General features: G+C 36.6%; 8 protein-coding genes. 5 read left to right on the top strand and 3 right to left on the bottom strand.

All coding sequences use genetic code 11. The features are described 5' to 3' along the window. Window positions 1-72 precede the first annotated feature (72 nt). Window positions 73-801: a LytR/AlgR family response regulator transcription factor gene (locus A3EM_RS0126010; RefSeq protein WP_020531181.1), complete on the bottom strand. Its 729-nt coding sequence runs from the start codon at window positions 799-801 to the stop codon at window positions 73-75. A 3-nt stretch (window positions 802-804) separates the two neighbouring features. Continuing rightward, a complete protein-coding gene (locus A3EM_RS0126005; RefSeq protein ID WP_044239855.1) occupies window positions 805-1,926 on the bottom strand; it encodes a sensor histidine kinase in 1,122 nt (373 codons plus the stop codon). A 320-nt stretch (window positions 1,927-2,246) separates the two neighbouring features. Between A3EM_RS0126005 and A3EM_RS0126000 the strand changes: the two genes are divergently transcribed. Together A3EM_RS0126000 and A3EM_RS0125995 are read left to right on the top strand one after the other, a co-directional pair. Continuing rightward, window positions 2,247-4,700: a TonB-dependent receptor gene (locus tag A3EM_RS0126000; protein ID WP_157638089.1), complete on the top strand. Its 2,454-nt coding sequence runs from the start codon at window positions 2,247-2,249 to the stop codon at window positions 4,698-4,700. Window positions 4,701-5,002: 302 nt separating this feature from the next. Beyond that, window positions 5,003-5,758, top strand: coding sequence for a hypothetical protein (locus A3EM_RS0125995; protein ID WP_211212015.1), 756 nt, complete (start codon window positions 5,003-5,005; stop codon window positions 5,756-5,758). A 52-nt stretch (window positions 5,759-5,810) separates the two neighbouring features. Here the strand turns inward: A3EM_RS0125995 and A3EM_RS0125990 are convergent, their stop codons facing one another. Then, entirely contained in the window at window positions 5,811-8,138 is a 2,328-nt protein-coding gene (locus A3EM_RS0125990; RefSeq protein ID WP_020531177.1) for a TonB-dependent receptor, read from the bottom strand. 348 nt (window positions 8,139-8,486) lie between these two features. On the opposite strand from A3EM_RS0125990, the gene A3EM_RS0125985 reads away from it, so the two are divergent. The 3 genes from A3EM_RS0125985 (at window position 8,487) to A3EM_RS0125975 (ending at window position 11,031) form a co-directional block, all read left to right on the top strand. Then, window positions 8,487-9,902 carry a BNR repeat-containing protein gene (locus A3EM_RS0125985; RefSeq protein ID WP_052323389.1) on the top strand — a complete coding sequence of 472 codons (1,416 nt, stop codon included), beginning with the start codon at window positions 8,487-8,489 and terminating at the stop codon, window positions 9,900-9,902. 181 nt (window positions 9,903-10,083) lie between these two features. Next, a complete protein-coding gene (locus A3EM_RS0125980; protein ID WP_020531175.1) occupies window positions 10,084-10,404 on the top strand; it encodes an ArsR/SmtB family transcription factor in 321 nt (106 codons plus the stop codon). A 141-nt stretch (window positions 10,405-10,545) separates the two neighbouring features. Further along, window positions 10,546-11,031: an SRPBCC family protein gene (locus A3EM_RS0125975; RefSeq protein WP_020531174.1), complete on the top strand. Its 486-nt coding sequence runs from the start codon at window positions 10,546-10,548 to the stop codon at window positions 11,029-11,031. Window positions 11,032-11,097: the final 66 nt, after the last annotated feature.

Genomic DNA, 11,097 nt, shown 5'->3' with positions numbered 1-11,097 from the left:
TTTTTTACAGGAAGTAATTCATTCCCTATTTTGGTTAGGCACTTCCAGAAATTGAAACCCTCAAACTTTACACTACTTTTTCCAAAGTTTTCCACCTAAAACCTGCTGAAGGACTTCTTCTTTGTAATTCCTGCTGATGGGTATGCGCACTCCATCCATCACTAAATCATTATTTTCTATAGATTGCACTTTTTGAGTGGAGGCGATATAGGATTTATGTACCCGCATGAAAGGATAGCCCTTTAGTTTTTCTTCAATCATTTTCATATTCAGCAAAGTAACATATTTTCCGTTATCGGTATGAATGGTCACATAGTTTTGCATGCCCTCAATGTATTGAATTTCATTGAAGAAAATCTTTTCAAATTTGTAATCACATTTTACAAAAAAGTATTCATTTTGGAGGTCGGATGCAGTGTTACTATTTGAGGAGTGCATTAATAAATCATGGTAATCTTTTGCCTTGGTGGCTCCTTTAAAAAATCGATTGAAGGTGATCGGTTTTACCAGATAATCGAGCACATCGAGCTGAAATCCTTCCAAAGCGTAGCTGGGGTAAGCTGTGGTGATGATGATCATGGGAGGGTTTTTAGTTACTTTCAAGTAATCTATTCCATTTAATACCGGCATCTGTATATCCAGAAAAACCAGATCAATATTTTTTTGCTCCATTAATTTGGTAAGTTCCACTGGATTATTACCAATTCCTGACAGCTCCAAAAAATCAATTTTATGGACATAATCTATAATACATTCCCGAGCCAGCGGTTCATCATCTATCACTGCACAGTTGATCTTCATTTTTTAAGAAAGGATAGGTTCATTTATGGTTTTCTCTTGTAAATCTATGGACAATTTCACTTCATACAGTCCTTCTGGTTTATTGATCTGCAAGGTATGCCGATCGAAGTAAATTAAATCTAATCTCCGCTTAACATTTTCCAAACCAAGTCCACCATATTCAATGGCTTCCTTTGCTTTTACCAGGCTGGAAGTATAGCTGTTTTTTACACAAAAACTCAGCTTTTTCCCTTCAATACTAAGATGAATATCAATGTAGTTTTTTTGTAAATCATATTTTGACACATGCTTAAAGGCATTCTCAATAAATGGCATTAAAATGAAAGGGGCAATCGTGAGGTTACCTGAAGAATAGCCGGGAATATCCACCTTCACCTCAAAATTTGTATTCATCCTCAGTTTTTCCAGTTCAATAAAACTTTCCAGGTAATTAATTTCCCTTGAAAGTGGAATTTGTGCTTCATTGCATTCATAAAGTTGGTAGCGCAATAACCCCGAAAATTTAGCTAAAGATTCAGTAGCCAAATCCGTATTTTTGTTGATGAGTACAAAGATGGAATTAATGGTATTGAACAGGAAATGAGGATTAAACTGTGACTTTAAAAACTTCAATTCCGTTTCCAACTTCTCCCTGGCCAGAGTCTCTTCACGCTTTTGGGATTCCAGATAATTTTTAGCCAGTTTTATGCTCATTCCCATACTCATACTGGCAATAGTAGAGGGTAAAGTATTATGTAAAAAGAGAAATTTTGCAGTTAAATCTTCCCTTCCATAAAAAATACTTAAATCTTTTTCGAATAAATATGGACCTAAAAAATAGCCTGGAATAATTAACAGAGAGATTGCCAATAACAAGGCTCCCAGACTTAAAAAAAAGTAAACATACCTGCCCTTTTCTAAAAACTTTGGGATTAAAAAATACAGACAGAAATATACCCCCAGTGCCTGAAAGATCACATAAAAAGAAAATTTAATGGCGTAAGGAGGATAGGAAATATTGTTAACTGTTTTTACCGCATCTCCATTTTCAAAAACTAACCACCACATAAAGTGGTAACAGAACCAGAAGATTAAATGATGTAGTTTATATCTGAATATCCAGTTGTGGTTACGCGCTCCAATCATAATTTAACTCATTGAGAGATCTAATTTATAAAAATTCTATGCTAATCCACTTCTTTATTGACAACAGGTAGCTATTTAATGATAAAATACACCACAAGGATTATCAAGGGAATTTCCTGTCCAAAATAACTGGTTTTTAGCAGATTATCTCCAAAAAAGGCATTTCATCAATTTTATTTTCCTCCATATCAAACACAATTTTAAGTCCGTGTCCATCTCATTTTATTTTGCTGAAAACTCAATTAAAAAGATTCCAGAAGGGCATTGGTTTCACTCACTTTGAATTTCTGGAAATTACATTTTCCCAAACTTTGAATTCCATGAATCGAATTATTTTTACGCTGGTTTTATTCTTTTTTTCAATTGCTGTGTCCATGGCTCAGGTAAGTGGCAAAATCAAAGATATTAATGGTGAGCCACTCCCTTTTACCAATGTTGTTTTAATTCAGGCCCAGGACTCTACCTTTGTAAAAGGCGTAGTCTCCGACCTGGATGGTCATTTCAGAATAGATAATATTCCACATGGAAATTATTTTCTAAGCCTATCCTCCATTGGTTATCTTAAAAAATACACCACCGCTTTTACCATTAATGAAGCCCATTCAGTTCAAACATTTGATGAGGTGGAATTGGATATTGAGGCTACCTACCTGGAAGGAGTAGAAATACAAGCACAAAAATTAATGGTGGAACAAAAGCCCGAAGGAATGGTAGTGAATGTAGAGAATAGTATTATGTCCAGGGGAAGTACAGCTTTGCAACTCATTGAAAGAGCTCCGGGTGTTATTTTAGATCAAAGAAATAATACACTTACGCTAAATGGGCAAAATGGTACCCTGATCATGATTAATGGACGACCCATTAGAATGTCTTCAGAAGAAATCACCAATTTACTGAAAGGCATGAGTGCGGATAATGTCCAAAAAATAGAACTGCTTACCAATCCATCAGCTAAATATGATGCCGATGGAGGAGCGGGAATTATCAATCTTGTTTTAAAGAAAAATGACACACAGGGTACTAATGGATCTGTATCTGCAAGTCTTGGCTATGGGTATGGAGCCAAAGAAATGGTGAGTTTAAACCTGAATCATAGAAAAGGAAATACCAATTACTTTGGAACTTACGCTTTTTCCAATGACAATACTTACTATAGTTGGCATGCCATAGGTACAAGTAATAACCCTGTGTTTGGTGGTGAAAATGCATTTGATTTCCAAAACCAAACCGAACAAAAAAACAATAGCCATAATTTGCAATTGGGAATGGAAAAAGAATTAAGTAACACTTTTTTTGTAGGAACCACTCTTTTATACAATCATTCTGTAAGTAAAAGTGATATTCAAAATATGGGGAAAAATTGGTTTACAAATTCCCCATATATAAATACTCAAATTAAAATAAATGGGCAAAATACCTGGGATAACCTCAATGGGACACTTTACGCTGAAAAAAACCTTAAAGATCAATCAAAACTTAAATTTGATGCCGATTACCTTTACTATAAAAACAATTACCCAACCTTTGTGCAAAACGCCTATTATGATGAGCAGGGCAATCCTATAATTCCCCCCTTTGAGGTTTTCGCAAAGCAAAACAGGGGGGAAAGCAGTACGGATATCAATATTGGAATTGCAAAACTGGATTGGGAAAAGGACATCAATAATCAACTGAAATTAGAAACAGGTGTGAAAGGTTCTTATTCCGTCACAAATAATTTTGCCATAATCGAAGAATCACAAACAGGAGACTGGACCAACGAGCCAAGGAATTCAACCTCATCTGAAATTGATGAAACAATAGGAGCTGCCTATGCTTCCCTTAGTTATGCATTAGATACAAATACACAAATAAATCTTGGAATCAGGTACGAAAGGTGGGCCAGAGACTTTAGTGACCCTGAACTGGATCAGGACAACGCAGAGTTCTTTCCATCTCTATTTATTAACAGAAAACTGACACCTGTTACAAGTTTACAATTCGTCTATAATAAAAGGATTTCCCGGCCAAGCTATAATGATCTTGCAGCCAATTTGACCTATAACAGCCCTACCTCTGTTTTTGCAGGGAACCCGCTTTTAAAGCCTACCATAACCGATAATTTCCGATTAAGTTACTTAATCAAAGATGTGAATGTTTCTCTGGTCTATACCTATGAAAGCAATCCTATTGTGAGATTTCAGAATTCTTCACTGGATGAATCAGATTTAACAGTGATTGCTCCACAAAATATGAAATATCAGAAAAGTTTTGCCCTGCAAACTAATATCCCCTTACAACTTTTTACCTGGTGGTCAGTGAATTTTGGGGGTAGTATAGGTTTCCGCGAATTTCAAATGGAACATACCAAAGAACAAATAGTGAAAGACTATTTTGCTTATAATACTTATGGTACCAGCACATTTTCACTTCCTTTTGATATTACAGCAGAAGTTTCAGGCTTTTACAATGGAGATCATTATTATGGTAGCATGAAAGTCAAGGGATTTGGGCAATTGAACATAGGCTTGAAAAAAGATTTAAATAACGATAAAGGCAGTTTTCAATTTTCCATTACAGATGTCCTCCAATCCATGATGTACCAGAATCAAATGGGAACACTTACCGAAGAAGCTTTCAATACTCAGTTTGTAGTGAAATTTAAGCCAGAATCGGGAAATAACCGAATTTACAGATTGACTTTTACCAAATCCTTTGGCAGCACCAAAGTGAAAGGTAAAAAAGAACGCCAGAATGAATCTTCAGAAGAAAAATCAAGAGTGAATAAAGGATGAATTGTTTTTAGATTCTGAAAATATAATACCCAACAGCATGTTTATCCGATTCCTGATAGAATCAATTAAATCTCATCCTTTTTTTCGAGGTCTTTTCAAAGTTTCTCCCTAAATTATAGTAGGAAATATCTGGCTGGTTCAAATCATGAATCAATTTCTATTTATGCTTTTTTCAATATGCATGAATATTTATTGTATGACCGGGTATTATGGTATATCCTGATTTTAACCAGCCATTGTTCATCTATATTAACCAATCTGTTATGATACCCAATTCGCGAAATCCCAGGAATCACCTTTTGATGAAAAAACACTGTTTTTTTTTCTTAAGCTGTGTTACCTTATTTTTTTGGGGATGTAAAGATGATCCCGATCTAAACCAGGTACAAAATGCCAGTTCACAAATTTGTAATCAGGTAATTGGTTCGAAAGCAATTTTCTGGGATTTATCCAATGGCATAATCCGTACTGATTTACCCAATGGGGTTCCTCCAATAGTGGATAATATAGGAGGTGTGTTTTCACATCCTAATTTCCCCTTATTGGGATTCACCTATCCCACAGGTTGGAGCCCTGTTACCCTTTCCGGTCTGCATACTGTAGGCGTAAATTTAGTAAGGGATGATGGAAGAGGGCTATGGCGTTGGTTTAGCACCTCAGTCAATGGATTTGTAGATGCACGACAGGTGCGTGATTTCGAAATCAATCAAATGATTCAAAATTTGAGTTTAAGTGGAAATGTAGAGACAGTTTGTGTAAATGAGGGCACCAACACCCCTGCCCCAGGCATATTTCAAAATTTTTCAAATATTTTAATTAATGCGGATGGGTTTACTGCCTTAATTGCTGCTAATGCCACAAATGTGGAGGGATTGGGCACCACCCATACCAATGTTCAGGTCTCGATTGGCCCCTCCAATCAGTTCGATGCCCTCATATTTGATGTTTACCTAGCTATTGGGTTTCAGCTCCTTTATGGAGAAACCGTAAAAGATTCAGATGGTGATGGCACCATTGACAATTTAGACAATTTTCCTTTTGATCCTACCAGAGTATAAAAATTACCGGGAGTTGGGATTACCACAAAAATGTTGGGTAATACAGGACAATTTAAAAATTATAACTGAAGCTTAGGATTGCGATTCTTGATTCCCTTTTATACTCAAATTTTTGGAAAAAATCTTCTCCATAATTCTCTCCCCTGAAGTTTCTAGTATTGAAAATATCTCTAATACTCAAACTGGCACTTCCCTTATCATTGAAAAAAGAACGTTGGAAACTAAGGTCCATATAATACCTGGCCAGATCCTTACCCTGGGCTTCAATTTCTGGGGCGGTGTAATTGGCTGTTATTTGCATGTCAACATCGAATGGCAAACTAAAATCACTATTCAGTTTAGCATACCAAGAGACCCCACTATTTTCATAGGTGGAATTAATATTAGTTCCATCAACTATTCTTTGAAATAAGGAATAACTTGCGTTAATACTCCACCAATTGGTAAATTGAGTAGTGTTGATAATTTCAAATCCGTAAGTCATTGAGCTATTTAGGTTCATGGGTCCGCGGTAAGAAATTCCATCCTCTACTGTTACAATCCAGTCTATTTCCCCATTTACGTGTCTGTAGAATGTATTGGCTGCAATATCGAATTTATCCCGACTCACCATATACCCGAATTCAAAAGAATTGATAAATTCGGGTTGGAGGTTTGGATTACCTACCCGGATATTCAGGGAATCGGAGATATCAGGAAAGGGATTTAGCCTCCTGGAACTTGGCCGATCAATCCTTCTACTGTAAGTAAATTTCAGGGAATTATTCTCATTCAACATATACTGGGCCTGGACACTTGGGAAAAAACTCAGATAATTCTGTTGATTTGTTTCCTCCGTATTGTAAAGCCTGGTATCTACCAATGTCTGTTCTGCCCTGGTTCCTAAAGCATATTCAAGTTTCTCATTTATTTTTCCTGAATATATGGCATAAAGGGCAAATATTTTATCTTCATATCTAAACCTGTTACTGATATCTGAGCCATAAATCCAATCTCCATTTGGATCATCTCTTGATTCGTAGGTAAAGTCTGTGTCTATGGTCCGGAATATTGATTTATAACCCGCTTCAATTTTTCCATTTGAAAGGGGATGAACATAATCGGCCTGCATTACAATGGTGCTATTATAATCATCATTTGAAGACCGTACATTTCTGGAAACTTCCTCATTTTGAATATTATCATAAATATCAATAAATTGAGTTTCCAGTTGATTTCTATAGGAATGGCTGATCAGCGCTCTGAATTCCTGGTTTGGGTTATCGAAATCTCTTTCATAAATCAAGGCATTGTCCAGCGAATAATTGTCTTCTATTTCTGAATTTTCCCGCCTGTATTGTAGTAATAAATCATTGGTAGCTATCGAACTGATTTTGGAAATGGTATTATCGGAATCTTCCTCATCTTCCATGTTGAATGCACCCTCATAACTCAGTTTGTTTTTTCCAAAGAAATAATCCCCACCATAATTAAAAGTATGTTCAAAGTCATTTCGACTTCTGTCAACATTCTGGGTCAATTTTTCATCCTCACTATACAAAAAGCGTTCTGTGGTGGAGTACCCCACACTAGGCCAGCTTCTGTAACTGTATCCCCCATAAATATTAAAATCCTTGGTTTTTCTGGATAAACGGACCGAAGCATTGGTTCTCATCCTGGTACCTATAGCTAATTCTGCTTTTCCTGAGGTACCCTTTTCGCTTCCTCTTTTCAATTTGATATTAATCACTCCACCAGCACCTTCCGCATCATATTTGGCATTGGGATTATTCACAATCTGAATAGATTCCACCATACTTGCCGGTATTTGCTCCAAATCTCCGGTAAGGGAGGAGTTTCTTCCATCCAGTAAAATATTGGTATTCCCACTCCCTCTCAGGGAAATACTTCCTTCCTGGTCTACATTTACTGAAGGCGTATTTCTCAATACATCCAGTACACTTCCCCCAACATTTGACAAGGTTTGATCAGGTTTTACATTCAATCCTTCGAATGTAGTAGATATGGGTTTTCGGACTTCATTTCCTTCCACAACTATCTCATCCAGTTTAAGAGAAGAAGGTGAAAGCACAATTTTTCCAATGGATTTATTTTGGTTTAAAGATATTTTTTCAATGGCTTTTTTGTCATAGCCTACAAATACGATCTCCATTTCGTAATTCCCTTTTTCAGCCTTCAGCTGAAATTCTCCGTTGTCTCTGGTAACTGTACCGGCAATAGGTGTTTCATTTCCTTTTGCAAAAAGGGCTACCTGAGCGAAAGGAACGGGTTCATTATTTTCGCTGTCAATTACAGTACCACTTAGCTGGTACGTTTCCTGGGCAAAGGTGAAAAATGGAATAAAGGATAGTAAAAGGCATAATTGGATAAAAACTCGCATAACATGTTTTAGTAGAAATTTTAGAAAATTCAAATCAACCCACAATTATTCAACAATGTCAATTTGTAATTGTTATGAATCTTTTAAATTGCAATAGAATAATGAGCTGGTTGATCTTACTATAATATAAGGGGCAAATCTGAAGGAAAATTAAAGTATCCTGAGTACCTCATCTCATTTGAAGGGCGATGGAGGTGTAACCTACTCTATATTAGGACATAGGCCAAACCAACTTTTTTATTATTTTTTATAAAAGAAGTAAATCCGTTTTTTTTGAGTATTTTACGATCTGGAAATCCTCTCCCTAAAATCTACCAAAAGGGAATTTTACCATTGAATAAATTGAAAATGAAACTACAATTATTTTTACTCCTCTGTCTTGTTCAGCTTTTTTCCTGTAATCAGAAAAAACAATCCGAACCCATAACAATTGATGAATCGAATATTACTGAATCAATTGATCAGGTGATTAAAATCGACTCTGTTTGGGCGGGGCACCCTGTGGGTTTTTGTTTACTAACCCAGGGCCAAAGGCAATTCATTGCATATTATAATGCAGAGCGTAGTATGGTTGTAGGGCAAAGAAATCTTGAGGACGAAAATTTTTCCTTACATGTATTACCCCGAACATCCCGGGAAACCAGTGGTGGAACCAGCACAGTACTGGGTTGGGATAGCCACAATTTTGTAACCCTGGGCATTGACAAAGAGGGTTATATTCATCTTTCTGGTAATATGCATGTTCACCCTATTACTTACTTTAAAAGTAAAAAGCCATATGATATTTCTACCCTTGAACAAGAAATGGAAATGGTAGGTACAAATGAGAAAAGGTCTACATATCCTCATTTTATGCTTACAAAAGAAGGAGAGCTATTATATCATTATCGTGATGGAGGTAGTGGTAATGGAAACGAAATATATAATATTTATTCCTGTGAAAATAAAAAATGGTCACGTTTGCTGGATGTGCCTTTAACAGACGGTCAGGGGTTAATGAATGCCTATCAAACCCAACCGACAATAATGAAGGATGGATGGTATCATATGTATTGGGTATGGAGAAATACTCCGGATTGTTCTACCAATCACGATTTATCTTATATGAAAAGCCCTGATTTAAAACACTGGTACAATGCTTTCAATGAAGAATTTGATTTACCTGTAACCTTTGATAAAAAATTGGTTATTGTTGATCCAATCCCTGAAAAAGGTGGTATAATTAATCTTGCAGCCAAACTTTGCCTGGACGACCAGAATAAACCTGTTTTCGCCTATCACAAATACGACTCTGTCGGGAACCTGCAGTTTTATACTGCACAAATCAAAAATAAGGAGTGGAAATACCAACAAGTTACTGACTGGGACTATCGATGGGAGTTTTCTGGTAATGGAAGTATCAATTCTGAAGTCTGGATAAAAGATTTCAACAAACGTAATGATGGAAATTATGAAATTGATTTCTGGCATATTAAATATGGCAGCGGAACCATTCTGCTCAACAATAAATTTGAAGCTATAGGCCAGGTAAAAAAAGCAGAACCTTTTGGATCTGATTTAAAAATTGAAGGCTCTTTTCCAGGACTTGAAGTACGCACTTCCAATGACCTGGGCGATTCCGGAAATGAAGATACACGCTACGTATTGAAATGGGAAACCCTGAACAGAAACCGGGATAAACCCCGTCCCAAACCCTGGCCCGAAGCAAGTCAATTGTACTTATACAAGCTCAAAAAAGGAAGCGTTCCAGATAGAAATTTATAAAGGCGCCCCACTAAAGTACAAACTGAGCCGATCCCGCTTTTTTACCAGGAAACACCAAACAGTCTGCCTTTCATCTGGTATAATTTTTCGAATTGCAGTAATATTTTTAGAAAAATATTTGCGCAAGTAAAAACTTGCGTTTATATTAGCAAGCAATTACTTGCGTATTAAATCAAAAGGAATGAGAAGAGACGTATTTCAAGCTATTGCAGATCCTACCCGAAGAGATATTTTAATGTCATTGACCAAAGAATCGAGAAATGTCAATGCCCTTGCAAAACAATTTGACATGACTCGTCAGGCGGTATCATTGCATGTAAAATACCTAAAAGAATGTGGAGTGATTGTTATTGAGAAACAGGGAAGGGAACGCTATTGTAGCCTGGAGCTAAATAAACTATCTGAAATTTCAAACTGGCTGGAGCCATTCAAGGAGCTGTGGGAAGCTCGGTTCAAAAAATTAGATAATCTATTGGAAGAACTCAAATCAAAGGAAAAATAGAATAGATCAATGACCTTAATTGCAATAAAAATGAATACCCAAGTCATCACTGAAAACTTCCTCCATATGAAAAAAATGATTAGACCTTCAAAGGTGATTCTGGGCCAAAGAAAAACTCAATAAATATAAAAATTAACTGAAATGAAAAACACCAAATTTACTGCGAACAAAAATGTGCTTACCGTAACCCGAACATTTCAAGCACCCGTGAACCTGGTTTGGAGAGCCTGGACAGAAGCAGACCTGCTTGATCAATGGTGGGCCCCGAAACCCTGGAAGTCTCAGACTAAAAGCATGAATTTCAAAACAGGAGGCCAGCGCCTGTATGCCATGGTTGGACCTGAAGGAGAAGAGCATTGGGGCTTGACTACCTACAACCAAATTCAAACAGGTCATTCCTTCACTGGAGAAGATGCCTTTTGCGATAAGGAAGGCATTGTGAATAACAGCTTGCCTGTAGCACAATTTGACAATCAATTTTTAGATGAAGCTGCTAATACCACAGTAATTGTAACGACCAAATACGCGTCAGAAGAACATCTGCAGCAGGTTATTCAGATGGGGATGAAAGAGGGCCTCTCGATGGCTTACGACAATCTTGACGGTGTTCTGAAAAATTTAAGCTGATGACCATGAAACCATTATTTATCAATTTGCCAGTAAAAATGTAGCAAGATCAATGAATTTCTATGA

Origin of the sequence: Flexithrix dorotheae DSM 6795 (genome assembly GCF_000379765.1) — a bacterium.
GTDB classification, from domain to species: Bacteria; Bacteroidota; Bacteroidia; order Cytophagales; family Flammeovirgaceae; genus Flexithrix; species Flexithrix dorotheae.
This window is presented reverse-complemented; position numbering and strand designations above follow the sequence as displayed.